We start from the raw sequence: 17670 nt of genomic DNA, 5'->3' as shown, positions 1-17670 counted from the left end.
GAGTGTCGTGAGGCACTCTGAAGCGGAGGAACCATGCGCGGCACGAGCCATCCCGGAACACGAAAGAGCGGCAAGGCCGGCGCCCTCGCCCTGCTGCCGCTGGCGGCGGCTGGCGCCTGGATCGCGTGGAGCCATCTCGGGCTGAACCGGGCCGGCCCCCTGCCCCCGGCCCTGCCGGGGCGGCGCAGCAATCTGCGCACGCGGGCGGGCCGGGTGAACCTCTACGTCTCGGATGCCCAGGGCGGGCGGCCGCTCCTCTTGATCCACTCCGTCAATGCGGCGGCCAACGCCTACGAGGTCAAGCCGCTCTACGAGCATTACCGGACCACCCGCCCGGTCTACGCGCTCGAACTGCCGGGCTTCGGCCATTCCGAGCGGGCGGACCGGATCTACACGCCCCGGCTGATGACCGATGCGATCCTCGACGCCGCGGCCGAGATCGCCAGCCGCCATGGCGGCGGGGCGCTCGACGCGATGGCGCTGTCGCTGCCTTGCGCCTATCTCGCCCGCGCCGCGCTGGAGCGGCCGGACCTGTTTTCGACACTCGGCCTCATCAGCCCAACTGGATTCGACGCCCGCCTCTCCGGGCGCGGCCCGGCGAACGCCAACCGCGGCAAGCCGCTGGCGCGAGGGCTCGCCGCCTTCCCGCTCTGGGGCCGCCCGCTCTTCGACGCGCTGGTGAGCCGGCCGAGCGTGCGCTTCTTCCTGGAGAAGACCTGGGGCAGCCGCGACATCGACGAGGGCCTGCTCGCCTACGATCAGCTCTCGGCCCGCCAGCCGGGGGCCGAGCACGCGCCCTTCTCGTTCCTCTCCGGCTACCTGTTCCCCGACGACACCACGCGGGTCTACGAGGCGCTGACGCTCCCGATTTTCATGGTGCACGGGGCGCGGGGCGACTTCGTCGATTACCGCCATGTCGGCGAGGTGGCGGGCCGCCCGAACTGGACGATCCTGCGGCTGCCGACCGGCGCCTTCCCGCATTTCGAGAACCGGCCGGCGGTGACGAGCGCCTACGACGCCTTCCTCGCCGCCCATCGCGAGAAGCGCGATCAGCCGGCCGCTTCGATGCGGTAGCGCAGCCAGACCGTACCGTCGTCGAACGGCTCGCAGGCGGTGCGGGTGAGGCGGCGGCGCGAGCCCATGGACTCGCCCTCCCCGCCCTCGAAGTCGAACAGGGCCGGCGTGCCGAGCACGCCATCGACGGCGGGTGCGAGCAGCAAGCTCAGCTCGTCCACGAGCCCGGCCTTCAGCAGCGAGCCGTTGACGCGCCCGCCGCCCTCGACCAGCAGCCGCTCGATGCCGAACAGGCGCTTCAGCTTGGCCAGCGCCAGGGCGAAATCGACCTCGTGCTCGCCGGCCAGGATGTAGGACTGGCCCCCGGCCTTCAGGCGTCGCAGGCGGTCGTCCGAGGCCTGTCCCGTCGTCAGCACGATGACGTGATCGCCCTCGATGTCGTTGCGCGCCCCCCAATCCATCGCGCCGCGGGCATCGAGCGCCACCGCGTAGCCGGACGCATCGGTGCGGGCGACGTGATCCTCACGCGACACCGGCTCCTCAGGCGGATCGGCGGCCAGCGGCTTCGCGCTGTCGGCGTAGCCCTGCATGGTGATGCGCCCGCACATCCAGGCGTCGCCCTTAAGCTGCTTGTGGACGTCCTCGTAGTGCGAATCCGCGTCGATGGTGGTCCAGCGCCGGACCTTGATGCGCCCATCGACCGAGGTGGTCATGTGGCACAGGACGTGAGGGCGCTCCGATATGTCAGCCATGGCGTCAGGGTTCCTGCTCTCGAGGGTGGAGGCGGAACTAGACCGGTTGCCTCACTGCGCCAGTGCGCGCCGCCGCGGCGCCGCGCCGCCGGCTTGGCCGAAGGCGCCCGCGCCGGATAGGCTGACGCCGACGGATCGGGAGGCGAGGATGGCGACCTACACCGCGGATGTCCGCTGGGCGCTGGCTGCGGGCGAAGACTTTTCCGCCGGGCGCTACAGCCGCGGCCACACCGTACGCTTCGATGGCGGGGTGGAGCTGGCCGGTTCGGCCTCGCCGCACGTCGTCGGCAAGTGGGCGGTGGCGGCGGCGGTCGATCCCGAGGAGATGTTGGTGGCGGCGCTCTCGACCTGCCACATGCTGAGCTTCCTCCACGTCGCCCGGCTCGCCGGCTTCGTCGCGCGGTCTTACCGCGACCATGCCGAGGGCACGATGGCGGAGATCGCCCCCGGCCGGCAGGCGGTGACGCGGGTGGTGCTGCATCCGCGCCTCGACTGGGCCGGCGCGGCGCCCGATGCGGAGCGGCTCGCCGCGCTCCACCATGAGGCGCACGAGACCTGCTTCATCGCCAACTCGGTGCGGACCGAGGTGACGATCGCCTGAAGGCGCGCGCTTGGCGAAACCGGCCCCGCCGGTGCATGTCCGCGGGACGACCTGCCCTTCGAGGACATCCGCGAGGATATTCTGATGACAGACCTGACGCTCGCCGCCGCCCAGACCCTCGTAGCGACCGCCCTGAAGACCGCCCGCGAGCGGGACCTCAAGCCGCTCGCCATAGTCGTCTACGATGCCCGCGGCGCCCTCAAGTGCCTAGCGGCCGAGGACGGCACCTCGCTGCGCCGGGCGGAGATCGCCCGCGGTAAGGCCAACGGTGCGCTGGCGCTCGGGCTCGGCTCGCGGGCGATCGCCAAGCGGGCCGAGGAGCAGCCGCATTTCGTCGCCGCGGTGAGCCACCTCGTCGGCCCGGACGCCCTGGTGCCGGTGCCCGGCGGCGTGCTGATCCGCGATGCCGACGGCCGCCTGCTCGGCGCGGTGGGCGTCTCCGGCGACACCTCCGACAACGACGAGATCTGCGCGCTGGCCGGTATCGAGGCGGCGGGCTTGAAGGGCGAGACGGGGGCCTGAGGGCCTGACGGCCGTGTTCGAAGGCCCGCACCGCCCCTCCCCTCTCCCCGCCGGGCGGGGAGAGGCACGCAGGCACCTTGTCGTGCCTGCGGGAAGCGCAGGCGAAGCCGAAGCGGCGGTGAGGGGGTGTTTCCGGATGCGACTCCTCCGTGGCCGCCCCCTCACCTTCGGCTGCCGCCTCGTCGCGCCGACGACAAGGTCGCCGCGACCCTCTCCCCGCTTGCGGGGCGAGGGGATGCGTCGGGAGCCGGTTCGCCTGTCCGTAAGCCGCTTGGCGCCGTGCCATCGCCGAAGCGTCGGGTGAGCCGCCTATGAGCCTCCTCCGGCGCACCATCCTGCAAACCGGCGCAGCTTTGGCTGCCGGGCTCGCCCTCCCCGCCCCGGCGCGGGCGGCACCGCGCGTCTACCGCCGCGGCAACGACGCCGACCCGGAAACGCTCGATCCGCACAAGACCTCGACGGTGGCCGAGGCGCATATCCTGCGCGACCTGTTCGAGGGGCTGCTGACCTACGACAACCGCGGCACCATCATCCCCGGCATGGCCGAGCGCTGGACCGTCTCCGACGACCGCCTCACCTACCGCTTCACTCTGCGATCCGATGGGCGCTGGTCGAACGGCGATGCGGTGACGGCGGACGATTTCCTGTTCTCGCTGCGCCGGATCCTCGATCCGAAGACGGCGGCGAAATACGCCGAGGTGCTGTTCCCGATCCGCGGGGCGGCGGCCGTCAACGCGGGCGAGCAGCCGCCGGAGACCCTGGGGGTGACGGCCCCCGATCCCCAAACGCTGGAGATCGCGCTCGCCGAGCCGGTCCCCTACCTCCTCGAACTCTTGACGCACCAGGCCTCGCTGCCGGTCCACCGCCCCTCGCTGGAGCGCTGGGGCGATGCCTTCGCGCGGCCCGGCAATCTCGTCTCGAACGGCCCCTACGCCCTGGTCGATTGGGTGCCGAACGACCGCATCACCCTGACGAAGAACCCGCATTACCGCGACGCCGCCGCGATCCCGATCGAGCGGATCGACATCATCCCGACCCCGGATCTCGCCGCGGCGGTGCGGCGCTATGCGGCCGGCGAGATCGATTCCCTCTCCGACCTGCCCGCCGACCAGATCGCCTCGCTGAAGGAGCGCTTCGGCCCCCAGGTGCAGCTCGGGCCGGGGCTCGGGCTTCTCGCCATCGCCTTCAACCTGCGTAAAAAACCCTTCGACGATGCGCGGGTGCGCCGCGCCTTGTCCCTCGCCATCGACCGGGAATTCCTGGCCGAGATCGTCTGGGGGCAGACCATGGCCCCGGCCTATTCGTTCTGCCCGCCGGGCCTCGACAACGCTCTGCCGCCCCCGCTCCTGCCGGGGCGCGAGGACGGGCCGATCGACCGCGAGGAGGAGGCGCTGCGGCTGCTGGGGCAAGCCGGCTACGGGCCGGGCCATCCGCTGACGGTCGAGTACCGCTTCAACGTCACCGACAACAACCGCAACACGGCGATCGCGCTGGCGGACGCGTGGCGCGGCATCGGCGTCGTGACCCGCTTCGTCTCCACCGATGCCAAGACCCACTTCGCCTATCTGCGCGACGGCGGCTCCTTCGACCTCGCCCGGATGTCCTGGGTCGCCGACTATTCCGACCCGCAGAACTTTCTGTTCTTGCTCCGCACCGGCAATGACGGGTTCAATGCCGGGCGCTGGTCGAATGCAGCCTTCGACGGTCTGCTGACGCGGGCGGCGCAGGAGCGCGACGTCGAGGCCCGCGCGCGGATGCTGTTCGAGGCCGAAACCCTCGTGCTCGACGAACTGCCCTGGGTGCCGCTGCTGCATTACCGCTCTAAGGCGCTCGTCTCGCCACGGCTGCACGGGGTGCACCCGAACATCCGCAACGTCGCCCCCACCCGCTATCTCCGGCTCGATCCATGATCCCGCTGATATGATCCCGCTGATCCTGCGCCGGATCGCCCAGAGCCTGCCGACCCTGTTCCTCGTGGTGGCGGGCAGCTTCTTCCTGATCCGGCTGGCGCCGGGCGGGCCGTTCGATCTGGAGCGCCCGCTGCCGCCGGCGGCGATGGAGAATCTGCGCCGGGTCTACGGTCTCGACCAGCCGCTGATCGTGCAGTTCGGGCGCTATCTCACGAGCCTCCTGCGGGGCGATCTCGGCCCTTCCTTCACCTTTCGCGATCTCACCGTGACCGACCTGTTCGCGCGGGGGCTTCCGGTCTCGGTGACGCTCGGCGGGCTCGCGCTCGTCCTCGCGCTAGCCCTCGGCTTGGCGCTGGGGAGCCTCGCCGCGCTCAACCGCGGCGGGGCCGCCGATCGGCTGGTGGGATTGGCCGCCTCCCTCGGTCTCGCGGTGCCGAACTTCGTCACCGCCCCCCTGCTCCAGATCGTGTTCGGTCTCGGGCTGGCATGGCTCCCGGTCGGCGGCTGGGCCGACGGCGCGCCGCAAAACCTCGTACTACCGGTGCTCACCCTGGCCTTGCCCCACGCGGCCGGCATCGCCCGGCTCACCCGCGCCTCGCTCGGCGAGGTGCTGATCCAGCCGCATATCCGCACGCAGCGCGCCATGGGGCTGTCGCGCGTGCGCATCGCCCGGCACGCTTTGCGCGGGGCGCTGCTCCCCGTGGTCGCCACCCTCGGGCCGCTGGCGGCGGGGCTGATGACCGGCTCGGTGGTGGTCGAGACCATCTTCGGCCTGCCCGGCATCGGCCGCTACTTCGTCGAGGGGGCGCTCAACCGCGACTACACCCTGGTGATGGGCACGGTGATCCTGGTCGCGGTGCTGGTGATCGTCTTCAACCTGATCGCCGATCTCATCGCCGCCGCCCTCGATCCGCGCGTGAGGCTGTCGGCATGAGCCCGGCGCTCGTTCGCCGCCTCGTCCGCGACCGCTCGGCGCTTGCCGCACTGGCGAGCCTCGCCCTGATCGCCCTGGCCTGCTTTGTCGGCCCGCCTCTCACAGGCCACCCGCCCGAGCGGATCTATCCGGATTTCGTCCGGGTCGCCCCGAGCCTCGCTGCCCACCCGCGGCCCGACGCGGTGCGCCCCGCCCTGACGCGCCTCGCCTTTCGGATGCGGGTGACGCTGGAGGATGTGGTGCAGGACGGCGACCGGGTGCGGCTGACCCTGACGGCGCCAAAACCCATCGACGCGCGCTCCTTGCGCTTGCTGCCCCGCTCCGGCCTGTTCGGTGAGGTACAGGTGCGGGAGCGGTCCGCGGACGGGCGCCGGCTCGTGGTCGAGGCGCCGATCCGAGAGCTGTATTTCTTCCTCGGCACCGATGCGCTCGGGCGCGACCTCCTCACCCGCTGCCTCGCGGCGGGGCAGGTCTCCCTGCTGATCGGGCTGACCGCGGCGCTCGCCGCCCTGCTGATCGGCGTCGCCTACGGTGCGGTCTCGGGGATGGCCGGAGGCACGGTCGATGCACTGATGATGCGCCTCCTCGACATCCTCTACGCCCTGCCCTTCGTGTACTTCGTTATCATGCTGCTGGTGTTCTTCCGCGCGGGCCTGTGGCTGGTGCTGGTGGCGGTGGCCGCGGTCGAGTGGCTCGACATGGCCCGCATCGTCCGCACCCAGACGCTTTCCCTCAGGGACCGCGACTTCGTCCGCGCCGCCTCGGCCCTCGGGGCGGGCACGGGCACGATCCTTCTCCGCCACATCGTACCGAACACGCTGGGGCCGATCATCGCCGCGGCGACCCTGCTGGTCCCGCGGGTGATCCTTTTGGAAAGCTTCCTGTCGTTCCTCGGCCTCGGCGTGCAGGAGCCCGACACCTCCTGGGGCGTGCTGATCGCGGAAGGTGCCCGCGCGCTCGAATCCGCGCCCTGGATGCTCGCCGCGCCCGCTTGCTTCCTCGTGGTCACCCTGGTTGCCCTGAACCGGCTCGGCGACGGCCTCGGCGAGGCGCTCGACCCGCGGCTGTCCGCTGAGACCCGCTGACCCCGCTTCAGCGGGACTCGGCTGGCAGATAGCCCTGGTAGACGATGCGCACCGTGCGCCGCTCGCCGGGCATCTCCGAGACCGGAATGGCCTTCGATCCGCGCAAGGCCGGGGCGGGCTCGATCGGACCGGGCTCCGATGCAGCCGGAGCAAGCACCGTCTTGGGGCGCAGCGCCCAGCGCTCGGCGCCGCCGGCGCTCGCCAGTGTGGAAACTGCGAGCACGGCCCCCATGGAGGCCAGCCCGGCGGCCACCGGCGGGAGCAGGGTTCTAGAGCATCGTCCCGAAAGGTGGTCTCCGGCTTTCGGAAAAAGACGATGTGAAATCAGAAGGCTAGAGTATCGGCCTGGATCCGATATCCAGGCCGATACTCTAGCCGTGAGATGTGCGAAAAAATTCATGGCGGGTGGCCCGGCGAATGGGGCTATTCCGCAACCTGAAGCGTTTCCGAACGCCGATATGCCCTGCCCTCGGTCTTCCGCCGGGTGGGACTTGCGAACACATTTGCCGAGTCAGGGTAAACGGAGGGTCCATGACGAGCGTAGCGGAAGGTCAGGCCGGGGCCGCAGCCCCCGAGCGCGTCGCAACCGGCACGGTCGTCGACACCGACATCGCCGCCCGCCTCGACCGCCTGCCCTTCGGCCGCTTCCACACCCTCGTCATCGTCGCCCTCGGCATCACCTGGGTGCTCGACGGGCTCGAAGTGACCCTGGCCGGTGCCCTCGTCGGCGCGCTGCGCAAGGCGCCGATGTCCTTCACCGAGTTCGATGTCGGACTGGCGGCCAGCTCCTACCTCGTCGGCGCGGTCGTCGGCGCCATCGGCTTCGGCTGGCTCACCGACCGGATCGGGCGAAAGAAGCTGTTCTTCATCACCCTGGCGCTCTACCTCGCCGCCACCGCCGCCACGGGCCTGTCGTGGAATATTGCAAGCTTCTGCCTGTTCCGCTTCCTCACGGGAGCCGGCATCGGCGGCGAGTACACCGCGATCAACTCGACCATCCAGGAGTTGATCCCGGCGCGCGTGCGCGGCTGGACGGATCTCGTCATCAACGGCTCGTTCTGGATCGGGGCGGCGCTCGGCTCGTTCCTGTCGATCGCGCTCCTGCGCCCGGAATGGATCGACCCGGCCTATGGCTGGCGCATCGCCTTCTTCGTCGGCGGCGGCATCGGCCTCGTCATCCTGCTCCTGCGCACCTGGATCCCGGAGAGCCCGCGCTGGCTCGTCACCCACGGCTACGCCGCGGAGGCCGACCGGGTGGTAACGGGCATCGAGAAGCGCTTCACGGATGACGGCATCACCCTGCCCCCGCCCGACGCGTCGCGCCGCCTCAAGCTCAAGGTCCGCAGCCACACCCCGCTCGCGGAGGTTGCCAACGCCCTGTTCGTCACCAACCGGCGCCAGACCATGGTCGGCCTCGCGCTGATGATCGCCCAGGCGTTCTTCTACAACGCGCTGTTCTTCACCTACGCGCTGGTGCTGGAGCGCTTCTACAACGTGCCCGGCGGCGATGTCGGCTGGTACCTGCTGCCCTTCGCGCTCGGCTCGTTCCTCGGTCCGCTGCTGCTCGGCCGGCTGTTCGACACCGTGGGCCGGCGCCCGATGATCGCCTTCACCTACGGCATCTCGGCGGTGCTGCTCGTCGTGGTCGGCCTTGTCTTCCGCGCCGACATGCTCGGCCCCTGGGGCCAGACGGCGGCCTGGATGGGCGTGTTCTTCTTCGCCTCCGCCGCGGCGAGTTCCGCTTACCTCACGGTGGCCGAGACTTTCCCGCTGGAGATTCGCGCGCTGGCGATCGCCGCCTTCTACGCCATCGGCACCGGCATCGGCGGCGTCTCGGGGCCACTGCTGTTCGGCGCGCTGGTGGAGACGGGCTCGCGCGACCTCGTGCTGGTCGGCTACTTCATCGGTGCGGCCCTGATGGCGGTGGCAGCCATCGTCGGCTGGATCTGGGGCACGGCGGCCGAGGGCAAGTCCCTGGAGGACGTGTCGAAGCCGCTGGCTTCGGCGTGAGGTTCCTCAGAAGCGCTGTTCGCTCATCGCGCATCCCCTCGCCCCGCTTGCGGGGAGAGGGAGGAGGCCGGCGGTTTACGAACCGATCGACGTCAACCGTCCGAGAGGCTCACGTCGATGCAGAGCGCGGTGCCGAGCCCTTCCGCCGCAGCCAGATCGCCGACCCCACCGCCAGGGCGTCGAGCGGCAGGGTCACGGCGCCCTGGCGCTTGCCCCACAATTCCAGCCCGCCGAAGCCGACGCGGCGGATCTCCAGCCACGCACCGAACGGGAACACGGTCTGGTTGCCCTCGCCGGGGCCGAAGCATTCCTCGAAGGCCAGCGGATCGACCATGATCGCGTCGTACTTGGCGAGGTGGCTGGCGATCGCGACCTTCGAGCGGAACGGGCCACGGTCGCGGCGGAACGAGGCGAAGCAGGGCTCGAACTCGGTGAGCGTCACCCACAGTTTGCCGCCGATGCGCAGGTAGGGCGGGTTCGGGCCCTCGGCGCCGAAGTTCTCCGGGCCCCAGCCCGCTTCGCTCATCAGGGATTCGGCCAGCGTCACCGGCTCGCTGGGCAGGGCGGCGAGCGGCTGCTCGTCCGGGACCCCCGCGGGTTCGGGGGACAGGCCGAGCTCGGTCGCAGCGCTCTGGACCAAGCCGCCAAGGTTCGAGCCACTCGGGTGAGAGCCGCTCTCGGTCACGCCACCGTGGATCATGCCACGTCCTCGCGCCTGCCGCCGCTCCGTGGGAGCGGCCGGCTGGCATTATTCCGCATTTGGCGCGGGTGGGCGAGAAGTTTCTTTCACAGACAGTCCTGCAGGCGTGACGTAGGAACCCAACCGGGGAGCGAAACGATTACGCCTCGTCGTCGTCCTCGTCGATGCGGCTCATGCCCTTGAGCTTGGCGAAGACTGCATCGGCGTTGAGATCTTCTTCCTCTTCCTCCCGCTCCGCGGCAGCCGGGGCGGTCGAGACCTCGGTCGGCAGGAGCTTGGCGCCGCCATCGGTCGGCAGCACGGCGGGGCGGTCCTTGGCGGCGCGCTGCACCTCGAAGTCGAGGTCGATCTGCGAGCACAGGCCGAGCGTGACCGGGTCCATCGGCTGGAGCGAGGCCGAGTTCCAGTGGGTCCGCTCGCGGATCTGCTGGATCGTCGCCTTGGTGGTGCCGACGAGCCGGATGACCTGCGCGTCCTTCAGTTCGGGATGGTTGCGGATCAGCCAGAGGATCGCGTTCGGCCGGTCCTGGCGGCGCGACAGCGGCGTGTAGCGCGGGCCCTTGGTGGTGCGCTTGACCTCGGGCAGCTTGACCTTCGAGACCGCGACCTTGAGCCGGTAGTTGGGCGCCTTCTGCGCCTTCTCGATCTCGTCGCGGGTAAGCTGGCCGGTGGTGATCGGGTCGAGGCCCTTGATGCCGGCGGCGACTTCGCCGTCGGCGATGCCCTTCACTTCGAGCGGGTGCAGCTTGCAGAAATCGGCGATCTGCTCGAAGGCGAGCGAGGTGTTCTCGACGAGCCACACGGCGGTCGCCTTGGGCATCAGCGGACCTTGGGACATCGGACAAAGCTCCAGGCGGTCAGGGTTCGCGACAGGAAAACGGGCGGGATGCCGGAATGGCTTCCCCGCGGCCTCCGGCCCGATCAGGCCCGAAGGATCCCATGTCGCGATGAATGAGGGGATCGCCTCTTATACAGGCGGGACCGGCCGTTGCGCAATTGTGTTAAGAGCCGTCGCGCGACACCGCGTGAGGACACGGACCTGCGAGCGGCGCCGCGCGGCGTTGGCTTTTCAGGACTGCGTTCCTGGCACAGGGGCGAGCCGAGCGATCACCCAGCCTGGGGATCGACCCCTCGGAGCCCTTCCAAGGCCGGGCGCAGCTTTACGACCTCGGCGGCGACATGATCCATGAAGGCGCGCACCCGCGCCGCGTGGCGCAGGTCGGGATGGGTCAGGAGCCAGAGCGAACCGGCCAGCTCCGGCTCCGGCCCGGAGAGGCGGCGCAGGGATGCGAGTCGGTCGCCGCGGTAGCAGGGCAGCGGCCCGATGCCGACGCCCTCAAGAATCGCCTCGCACAGACCCTGCACCGTGTTGAGGCGCAACGCGATCCGCTCCGGCCCGGTGCGGGCGGCGACGAAGCGCGCGAACAGGCCGCCGGCCACCGCCTCGCTCGGGCTGACCCAGTCGGCGTCGCCTCCGTCTGCCTCCCCCTGTGCCGGCCCTTGCGCCGGCCCGTAGACCGCCCAGGCGATGGTGGCGAGCCGGCGCCCGACGAGGTTCGGCGGCGGGTCGCGGGTGGCGCGCAACGCCACGTCCGCGTCGCGGCGGGACAGGTTCAGCGCCTCCTCCGAGGTGACGAGCTCGATCTGCACCTTCGGATAGCGCGTCCGGAATCGGCCGAGCATCGGCATCAGGAGATCGGTGACGAGCGTCGCCGCGGCGGTGACGCGCAGAAGGCCCGAGGGCGTCTGCGACCGGTCGGCGACCTCCCGGTCGAAGCGGGCGACCTCCTCCTCCATCCGCGCGGCCGCCGCCGCCATCGCCTCGCCCGCGGGCGTCGGCACGTAACCGGTGCGGTGGCGCTCGAACAGGCGCGCACCGAGCTGCACCTCCACCGCGGCGAGCCGGCGGAAGGCTGTGGAGGGGTTGATGCCGAGATGCGCCGCGGCCGGGGCCAGCGCGCCCCGGTCGGCGATGGCCTGCACGAGGCGGAATTCGTCCCAGGCCACCGGCACGGCACCCTCCCCCGTTCATCGCTTGCAGATCCGCAAGGATGATCTTGCACATCAGGGCATTTCTGCAAACGGCACGAACCTTCATAGCAGTGGCGCATTCGACGCTCGGGCCGATTTTGAGCCCATCGCCCCCGTCCGAGAACGGACACATGCTTCGGGACGATGCGCCGGGCCCGGAAAACAGGAGAGACGACGATGGCGAAGGTTCTGGTGCTCTACTACTCGTCCTGGGGCCATGTGGAGCAGATGGCCAAGGCCGTGGCCGAGGGCGCCCGCGAGACCGGGGCCGAGGTCGCGCTGAAGCGCGTGCCGGAACTGGTGCCGGACGAGGTGGCCAAGCAGTTCCACTACAAGCTCGATCAGGACGCGCCGATCGCCACCGTCGAGGAACTGGCCGATTACGACGCGATCATCTTCGGCACGCCGACCCGCTACGGCAACATGGCCTCGCAGATGAAGCAGTTCATCGACCAGACCGGCGGCCTGTGGGCCAAGGGCGCGCTGGTCGGCAAGGTCGGCTCGGCCTTCACCTCGACCGCCTCGCAGCATGGCGGCCAGGAGACCACGCTGACGAGCTTCCACACGGTGCTGTTCCACCACGGCATGGTGGTGGTGGGCCTGCCCTACAGCTTTGCCGGCCAGAACGGCGTCGAGCAGGTGAAGGGCAACTCCCCCTACGGCGCCACCACGATCGCCGACGGCGACGGCTCGCGCCAGCCCTCCGAGGTCGAACTCGACGGCGCCCGCTTCCAGGGCCGCCACGTGGCGGGCATCGCGGCCAAGCTCGCGGGCTGAGATAGACGTTTCCGTGCCTCACTGCTCTCACGCGTGAGGCACGGTTTCCCCTCTCCCCGCGTGCGGGGAGAGGGAATGAACGGGACCGGTCGAGAACCCTACTGAGCCGCCGCGACGTTCTTCTGCCCGACGGCCGCGAGCACGATTCCCTCGGTCAAGATCTGCGGCAGCACCAGCGCTTCGCTCGTCCCGCGATAGACGAGGTAGAGCGGCACCCCGCTGCGGCCGTGGCGCTCCAGCAGGCGGGTGATCTCGGGGTTCTGGTTGGTCCAGTCGCCTTTCAGGTACGCCACCTGCCCCGCCCGGAACGCCGCCTGCACGCCGTCGCGCGCGATCACCGTGCGCTCGTTGACTTGGCAGGTGATGCACCACGCCGCCGTCATGTCCACGAACACCGTGCGGCCCTCGCTCCTCAGCGTGTCGAGGCGACCTTGCGTGAACGCCTCCTCGCCCTGAGCCAGCGCGGTGCGCGCGGTGGCGCGGTCGCCGTCGAGGATGGCGACGAGGCCGAAAGCCGCCGCCAGCGCCGCGAGCGCCGCCGCCCGCCCGAAGCCGGTGCCGAGCCGGCCCGCCCCGCGCGCCCGCTCCCAGGCCCAGGCGGCGAGCGCCACCAGCACGAGGCCGGTCAGCCCCGCGAGCAGCCCGTTGGGCCCGACCTGCTGCGCGAGCACCCAGACCAGCCACGCCACCGTGGCATAGACGGGAAAGGCGAGCGCACCCTTCAGCACGTCCATCCAGGCGCCGGGCCGCGGCAGCAGGCGCAGCGCCTGCGGAACCAGCGTCAGGCCGAGGAACGGCAGGGCGAGCCCGAGGCCGAGGCTGGCGAACACGGTGAGGGCGGCAAGCGGCGACTGCGTCAGGGCAAAGCCTACCGCCGCGCCCATGAACGGCGCGGTGCAGGGCGTCGCGACGAGGGTCGCCAGCACCCCGGTGAAGAACGAGCCCTGGTAGCCGGCCCGCCGGGTCAAGCCATCGCCGAGTCCGACAATGCCGCCGCCGAGATGCACCGCCCCCGACAGGCTCAGGCCCATGGCGAACAGCCCGTAGGCGAGGAGTGCCACCACCACCGGCGATTGGAGCTGGAAACCCCAGCCGATTCCGGCGCCGCCCGCCTTCAGCGCGATCAGAAGCCCGGCGAGGCCGAGGAAGCTCGCGAGCACGCCGGCCGTGTAGGCAAGCCCATGCAGCCGCACACGGGTGGCGGATTCGCCCGCCTGCCGGACGAGGCTCAGCACCTTGATCGAGAGAACGGGGAAGACGCAGGGCATCAGGTTGAGAAGGAGGCCGCCGAGAAGCGCAAGCCCCGCGGCGCTCCACAGCGTCAGGCTCTCATCCTCCGGCGCGGGCGGCGCTTCGGGCGCAACGGGGACGGCGGTGGCCGCCGTCGGCGTGGGCGCGGGTTCCGGCCCGAGCGCGTAGGCCCGGCGTGCGCCATCCTCGGTGAGGGCGAGCACGCCGGCGAGCGCCTCGGGCGGCTGCTTCGCATCGCCCGGCGTCAGGGTGAGGCGCAGGCCGCTCGCATCGACGGCGAGATCCTGCGCCGCCGCGTTGTCGAGCGCGCCCTCGGCATAGGGGAAGAAGGCGGCACCGGTCACGCCCGCCAGCCCCGGCCGGTCGAGATGCAGCACGAGCCGGTCGCCCTCGCGGCTGGTGCGGACGGGACCGGGCGCGGTTTCGGCAAAGACTTCGGGAAGGGCGGCGCGGGCACGGGCGAACAGGGCCGCCTGCCCCGACGCCGGCTCCGCGGCGGCTGCCACTGGCAGGTCGAGGCTCAGCTCCGCCGAGCCCGGAATGCAGATCTCCTCGCAGACGAGATAGGAGAGCGTGCCGGAGAGCCGCACCGTCTCGCCGGCCCGGGCGCTCTCGGGTACGGCAAGCGGCACCAGCAGGGTGACGGCGCCCTCGTAGCCGAAATTCATCAGGGTCTGGACCGGGATGCGCTCCGGCACCGGCCATTGCACCGGGCCGACCGAGAATCCGGCGGGCAGACGCCACGCCATCTCCGGCGGCAGGCCGGAATCACCGGGGTTGCGCCAGTAGACGTGCCAGCCCGGCTTCATCGCCATGTGCAGGCCGAGCGTCATGGTGCGGCCGGGCACCAGCGCCTCGCTCTCGGCGACGAGGCGCGCGCGCACGAGATCCTTGGCCTTCACCGCCGTCATCGCCCCCTGCGCCCCGGCAAGGCCCGGAGCGGCAAGTGTCAGGAGGAGGGCGAACAGGAGACGGAGCATCGATCTGTTTCCGAGCGGTCCGGTGCCCCTTCCCCGTAAGACGTCCCGATCCCGGGCAAGGTCCGGGATCGCGAGGGGAAGAGGCGACGGTCGGGCCGGAGCGAGCCGGCTGTCACGAGCCAAGCGGTATAGCAGACCTTCCCCGAGCCGTGAGCTGCACGGCCCCGCGGCCTCGAACCGCGCCGCGCGCTACCCCGCCGTTCGCTCCTTTTTCAGCCGATAGAGCGCGTCGAGCGCCTCGCGCGGGGTCAGCGCGTCGGGGTCGAGGCCGTCGATCAGCCGGCCGAGTCGGTCGTCCGGCTCGGACTTGACCGGCTCCGGGGGCGGAGGCGGCGCGGCGGCGAGGCTGGCAAAGAGCGGCAGGTCGTCGATCTTGCGGCGGGCGGGGCGCTCGCGCTCGGAGGTTTCGAGCCCCTTGAGGATCGCCCCGGCCCGCGCCACCACGCCCGGCGGCAGGCCGGCGAGGCGGGCGACTTGAAGGCCGTAGGAGCGCTCGGCCACCCCCGGCACCACCTCGTGCAGGAACACCACGTCGCCGCGGTCCTCGGCCACCTTCAGGGTGGCGTTGTCGAGGCGCGGCAGGCGCTGGCTCAGCGCCGTCAGCTCGTGGAAGTGGGTCGCGAACAGCGCCCGGCAGCCGTTCTTCTCGTGCAGGTGCTCCAGGCAGGCCCAGGCGATGGACAGGCCGTCGAAGGTCGCGGTGCCGCGGCCGATCTCGTCGAGCACCACCAGGGAGCGCCGCGTCGCCTGATTCAGGATCGCGGCGGTCTCGACCATCTCGACCATGAAGGTCGAGTGACCCCGCGCGAGGTCGTCGGCCGCTCCGACGCGGGAGAAGAGGCGATCGACCACGCCGAGCCGGGCCGAGGCCGCCGGCACGAAGGCGCCCATCTGCGCGAGCACGGCGATGAGCGCGTTCTGGCGCAGGAAGGTCGACTTGCCGCCCATGTTCGGGCCCGTGACGAGGCGGATACGCCCGGCCTCGTCGCCGGACAGATCGCAGGCGTTGGCGATGAAGGCTTCGCCGGCCTTCGTCAGCGCCGCCTCCACCACGGGGTGGCGCCCGCCCTCGATCGCAAAGGCGAGGCTGTCGTCGATGACCGGCCGGGTCCAGGCGAGTTCGACCGCGAGTTCGGCGTGGCTCGCCGCCACGTCGAGGCCGGAGAGCGCCTCGGCGATGTCGGCGATCGCCTCCGCCCCTTCGCTCACCCGCGCGCTCAAGGCGTCGAACACCGCAGATTCGAGCGCCAGCACCCGGTCGGAGGCGCCCGCGATCTTCGATTCCAGCTCGCCGAGTTCGACGCTGGTGAAGCGCATCGCATCGACCATTGTCTGGCGATGAACGAAATCCTGCATCAGGCCCTTGAGGCAGGCCTCGCCCACCGCCTGTGGCACCTCGATGTAGTAGCCGAGCACGTTGTTGTGCTTGATCCGGAGCGTCCGGCAGCCGCTGGCCTCGGCATAGCGCGCCTGGAGCGCGGCGATGACTTTTCGCGAATCCTGGCCGAGGAGCCGCGCTTCGTCGATCTCGGCGTGGTAGCCCGCGCGCACGAAATTGCCGTCGCGGCGGTTGAGCGGCAGGTCGTCGGCGAGGGCCTGCGCCAATTCCTCGGCCAGCGCCCGGTCGGCCTTGTCGAGGCGGCGGGCGAGGCGGACGAGCCCGTCCGGCAGATTTTCTTCCGCGCTAAGCCGCTCGCTGATCGTCGCGGCGGCGTTGAGCCCGTCGCGCAGGGCGGCGAGGTCGCGCGGCCCGGCCCGGTTCAGGCCGATGCGGGACAGTGCGCGGGCGATGTCGGGGGCGGCGTGCAGCGCATCGCGCAGGTGCGCCCGCAGCGCGCCGTCATCGGCCAGGAACGCGACGGCGTCGTGCCGCCGCCCGATCTTGGTCAGGTCGGTCAGGGGCCCGGCCAGATGCTCGGCGAGCAGCCGGGCGCCGCCGGCCGAGACCGTGCGGTCGATGGCGTCGAGCAGGCTGCCCTTGCGCTCGCCCGAGAGGGTGCGGGTGAGTTCGAGGTTGGCGCGGGTGGCCGCGTCGATGGCGAGCGTCGCCCCCGTCGCCTCCCGGCTCGGCGCCGAGAGCGGCACGCGGGTGCCGAGCTGCGTGCGTTCGAGATAGAGCAGTGCCGCCCCGGCTGCTGCGATCTCCGCCCGGCTGAAATTCCCGAACCCGTCGAGGGTCCTGACGCCGAACTGCTCGCGGATGCGCCGCTCGGCCGAGGCCGGCTCCAGCTCGCCTTGAGCGAGCGGCACCACCGCCGCCTCGGTCTCGCGCCACAGCTTGGCCAGTGCGGGGTCGGCGTGGATCACCTCCGAGAGCACGATCTCCCGCGGCTCGTGCCGGGCGATGGCGGCGGCGAGTTCCGAACCCTCCACCTCGCTCAAGGCGAAGCGGCCGGTGGAGATGTCCAGCGCAGCGAGGCCATAGGCGACGCTCGTGTCGGAGATCTTGCGGCGGCCGATGGCGAGCAGCAGGTTGGCCCGCGTCGGATCGAGCAGGCGGTCCTCGGTGAGCGTGCCCGGCGTGACGAGGCGGATCACCTCGCGCCTCACCACCGATTTCGGGCCTCGCTTCTTCGCCTCGGCCGCATCCTCGGTCTGCTGGCAGACGGCGACGCGGTGGCCCAGCGCGATCAGCCGGTGCAGGTAGTCGTCGGCCCGCTCCAGCGGCACGCCGCACATCGGGATGTCGGCGCCGCCGTGCTTGCCGCGCTTGGTCAGGACGATGCCGAGCGCGCGGGAGGCGATCTCCGCATCCTCGAAGAACAGCTCGTAGAAGTCGCCCATCCGGTAGAACAGCAGGCAGTCCGGATTGGCGGCCTTGATCTCGATGTACTGCGCCATCATCGGCGTGGCGCCGGGGATGTCGAGGGGCGAGGAGGTCACCGAATCCGCCGCCTGGGCACGCCGTTCGAGGGGTTGAGAACGCTGGGGTCTGGACATGGAGACGAGGCTAGCAGCCCCGCCCCGGCCGGGCACCGCCGGCCACCCGTGAAGACCGTGGACAAGTGGGCGCTCTCCCCAGCCGTCGCAAGCGACGGTGGTGCCGGGGCCGGCGGGCGAACGAGAAAGGCCCGCCCGGCGTCGCGCCGGACGGGCCCTTTCC

General features: G+C 71.1%; 15 protein-coding genes. 8 read left to right on the top strand and 7 right to left on the bottom strand.

The window, feature by feature from the left end; genetic code table 11:
* Positions 1-33 precede the first annotated feature (33 nt).
* Positions 34-1074, top strand: coding sequence for an alpha/beta hydrolase (locus tag J2W78_RS07955; protein WP_253369531.1), 1041 nt, complete (start codon positions 34-36; stop codon positions 1072-1074).
* On the opposite strand, the gene J2W78_RS07950 is transcribed toward J2W78_RS07955, so the two are convergent.
* Positions 1050-1766, bottom strand: a complete 717-nt coding sequence (locus J2W78_RS07950) for a dihydrofolate reductase family protein (protein ID WP_253369529.1) — start codon at positions 1764-1766, stop codon at positions 1050-1052. The genes J2W78_RS07955 and J2W78_RS07950 overlap by 25 nt on opposite strands.
* A gap of 148 nt (positions 1767-1914) precedes the next feature.
* Here J2W78_RS07950 and J2W78_RS07945 point away from each other — a divergent pair, with 148 nt between their 5' ends.
* The 5 genes from J2W78_RS07945 to J2W78_RS07925 all read left to right on the top strand — a co-directional run bounded on the left by J2W78_RS07945 (position 1915) and on the right by J2W78_RS07925 (position 6818).
* Positions 1915-2367 carry an OsmC family protein gene (locus J2W78_RS07945; protein ID WP_253369527.1) on the top strand — a complete coding sequence of 151 codons (453 nt, stop codon included), beginning with the start codon at positions 1915-1917 and terminating at the stop codon, positions 2365-2367.
* 84 nt (positions 2368-2451) lie between these two features.
* Positions 2452-2889 carry a GlcG/HbpS family heme-binding protein gene (locus tag J2W78_RS07940; protein ID WP_253369525.1) on the top strand — a complete coding sequence of 146 codons (438 nt, stop codon included), beginning with the start codon at positions 2452-2454 and terminating at the stop codon, positions 2887-2889.
* 311 nt (positions 2890-3200) lie between these two features.
* Positions 3201-4799 carry a peptide ABC transporter substrate-binding protein gene (locus J2W78_RS07935; protein WP_253369524.1) on the top strand — a complete coding sequence of 533 codons (1599 nt, stop codon included), beginning with the start codon at positions 3201-3203 and terminating at the stop codon, positions 4797-4799.
* A 10-nt stretch (positions 4800-4809) separates the two neighbouring features.
* Positions 4810-5733 carry an ABC transporter permease gene (locus J2W78_RS07930; RefSeq protein ID WP_253369522.1) on the top strand — a complete coding sequence of 308 codons (924 nt, stop codon included), beginning with the start codon at positions 4810-4812 and terminating at the stop codon, positions 5731-5733.
* Complete coding sequence (locus J2W78_RS07925; protein WP_253369520.1) at positions 5730-6818, top strand: ABC transporter permease; 1089 nt, start codon at positions 5730-5732, stop codon at positions 6816-6818. The genes J2W78_RS07930 and J2W78_RS07925 overlap by 4 nt, the downstream gene beginning before the upstream one ends.
* Positions 6819-6825: 7 nt before the next feature.
* Here the strand turns inward: J2W78_RS07925 and J2W78_RS07920 are convergent, their stop codons facing one another.
* Positions 6826-7050, bottom strand: a complete 225-nt coding sequence (locus J2W78_RS07920) for a hypothetical protein (RefSeq protein WP_253369518.1) — start codon at positions 7048-7050, stop codon at positions 6826-6828.
* 299 nt (positions 7051-7349) lie between these two features.
* Here J2W78_RS07920 and J2W78_RS07915 point away from each other — a divergent pair, with 299 nt between their 5' ends.
* Positions 7350-8828, top strand: coding sequence for an MFS transporter (locus J2W78_RS07915; RefSeq protein ID WP_253369516.1), 1479 nt, complete (start codon positions 7350-7352; stop codon positions 8826-8828).
* Positions 8829-8937: 109 nt separating this feature from the next.
* Here J2W78_RS07915 and J2W78_RS07910 read toward each other — a convergent pair whose 3' ends face one another.
* The 3 genes from J2W78_RS07910 to J2W78_RS07900 form a co-directional block, all read right to left on the bottom strand.
* The gene (locus J2W78_RS07910) at positions 8938-9528 is read right to left on the bottom strand and encodes a hypothetical protein (RefSeq protein WP_253369514.1); all 591 of its coding nucleotides are present in this window, start codon (positions 9526-9528) and stop codon (positions 8938-8940) included.
* Between the two features lie 139 nt (positions 9529-9667).
* Positions 9668-10366 (bottom strand): DUF1013 domain-containing protein, encoded by a 699-nt coding sequence (locus J2W78_RS07905; protein WP_060771500.1) that lies wholly within the window; start codon positions 10364-10366, stop codon positions 9668-9670.
* 269 nt (positions 10367-10635) lie between these two features.
* Complete coding sequence (locus J2W78_RS07900; RefSeq protein WP_253369512.1) at positions 10636-11541, bottom strand: LysR family transcriptional regulator; 906 nt, start codon at positions 11539-11541, stop codon at positions 10636-10638.
* Positions 11542-11736: 195 nt separating this feature from the next.
* Here J2W78_RS07900 and wrbA point away from each other — a divergent pair, with 195 nt between their 5' ends.
* A complete protein-coding gene (gene wrbA, locus J2W78_RS07895) occupies positions 11737-12336 on the top strand; it encodes an NAD(P)H:quinone oxidoreductase (RefSeq protein ID WP_253369511.1) in 600 nt (199 codons plus the stop codon).
* A gap of 98 nt (positions 12337-12434) precedes the next feature.
* Here the strand turns inward: wrbA and J2W78_RS07890 are convergent, their stop codons facing one another.
* Together J2W78_RS07890 and mutS are read right to left on the bottom strand one after the other, a co-directional pair.
* On the bottom strand, positions 12435-14567 hold the full coding sequence (locus J2W78_RS07890; RefSeq protein WP_253369509.1) for a protein-disulfide reductase DsbD family protein: 2133 nt from the start codon (positions 14565-14567) through the stop codon (positions 12435-12437).
* A gap of 189 nt (positions 14568-14756) precedes the next feature.
* Positions 14757-17507 (bottom strand): DNA mismatch repair protein MutS, encoded by a 2751-nt coding sequence (mutS, locus tag J2W78_RS07885; protein ID WP_253369507.1) that lies wholly within the window; start codon positions 17505-17507, stop codon positions 14757-14759.
* Positions 17508-17670 lie beyond the last annotated feature (163 nt).

Source organism: Methylorubrum extorquens, from assembly GCF_024169925.1.
GTDB classification, from domain to species: Bacteria; Pseudomonadota; Alphaproteobacteria; order Rhizobiales; family Beijerinckiaceae; genus Methylobacterium; species Methylobacterium extorquens_A.
The sequence above is the reverse complement of the archived record's forward strand: the minus strand, read 5'-3'. Positions and strand labels throughout refer to the sequence as shown.

Bases quoted from the DNA above. Each gene is read 5' to 3' on its own strand.
- J2W78_RS07930 (WP_253369522.1), top strand. From the start codon at position 4,810: ATGATCCCGCTGATCCTGCGCCGGATCGCCCAGAGCCTGCCGACCCTG.
- mutS (WP_253369507.1), bottom strand. From the start codon at position 17,507: ATGTCCAGACCCCAGCGTTCTCAACCCCTCGAACGGCGTGCCCAGGCG.
- J2W78_RS07955 (WP_253369531.1), top strand. From the start codon at position 34: ATGCGCGGCACGAGCCATCCCGGAACACGAAAGAGCGGCAAGGCCGGC.
- J2W78_RS07950 (WP_253369529.1), bottom strand. From the start codon at position 1,766: ATGGCTGACATATCGGAGCGCCCTCACGTCCTGTGCCACATGACCACC.
- J2W78_RS07940 (WP_253369525.1), top strand. From the start codon at position 2,452: ATGACAGACCTGACGCTCGCCGCCGCCCAGACCCTCGTAGCGACCGCC.
- wrbA (WP_253369511.1), top strand. From the start codon at position 11,737: ATGGCGAAGGTTCTGGTGCTCTACTACTCGTCCTGGGGCCATGTGGAG.
- J2W78_RS07945 (WP_253369527.1), top strand. From the start codon at position 1,915: ATGGCGACCTACACCGCGGATGTCCGCTGGGCGCTGGCTGCGGGCGAA.
- J2W78_RS07890 (WP_253369509.1), bottom strand. From the start codon at position 14,567: ATGCTCCGTCTCCTGTTCGCCCTCCTCCTGACACTTGCCGCTCCGGGC.
- J2W78_RS07905 (WP_060771500.1), bottom strand. From the start codon at position 10,366: ATGTCCCAAGGTCCGCTGATGCCCAAGGCGACCGCCGTGTGGCTCGTC.
- J2W78_RS07910 (WP_253369514.1), bottom strand. From the start codon at position 9,528: ATGATCCACGGTGGCGTGACCGAGAGCGGCTCTCACCCGAGTGGCTCG.
- J2W78_RS07920 (WP_253369518.1), bottom strand. From the start codon at position 7,050: ATGGGGGCCGTGCTCGCAGTTTCCACACTGGCGAGCGCCGGCGGCGCC.
- J2W78_RS07935 (WP_253369524.1), top strand. From the start codon at position 3,201: ATGAGCCTCCTCCGGCGCACCATCCTGCAAACCGGCGCAGCTTTGGCT.
- J2W78_RS07925 (WP_253369520.1), top strand. From the start codon at position 5,730: ATGAGCCCGGCGCTCGTTCGCCGCCTCGTCCGCGACCGCTCGGCGCTT.
- J2W78_RS07915 (WP_253369516.1), top strand. From the start codon at position 7,350: ATGACGAGCGTAGCGGAAGGTCAGGCCGGGGCCGCAGCCCCCGAGCGC.